Below are 366 nucleotides of genomic sequence, written 5' to 3' on the forward strand. Positions count from 1 at the left end.
GGAGCCGGCGGCCCGCGCCTTCGGCCCCGATCTGATCCTGGTGGCGGCGGGCGTCGACGCGAGCGGCCACGACCCGATGGGCCGGATGCTCTGCACCAGCCGCACCTTCCACACGATGACATCGACGATGTGCCGGCTCGCCGACGAACTGACGGGAGGCAAGGCCGTCTTCGCCCACGAGGGCGGCTACTCGGCGTGGTACCAACCGATGCTGGTGCTGGGTACGGCCAGTGCGATCGCCGGGCTGCCCGCCCCTCAGGACCCGTTCCTGCACTCGCTCGAACATCTGCCGGGCCAGCGCGTCCAGCGTCACCAGGAGCGGGTGATCGCCCACCTGGAGGGCCACCACCCGTTGCTGGCCGCGCG

Annotated in this window: 1 pseudogene; it reads left to right on the forward strand. The window is 71.9% G+C overall.

The window, feature by feature from the left end:
• Window positions 1-366, forward strand: a pseudogene (locus tag BHU15_RS38525) (class II histone deacetylase); the annotation flags it as partial.

The organism is Streptomyces niveus (genome assembly GCF_001723055.1).
Taxonomy (GTDB): domain Bacteria; phylum Actinomycetota; class Actinomycetes; order Streptomycetales; family Streptomycetaceae; genus Streptomyces; species Streptomyces niveus.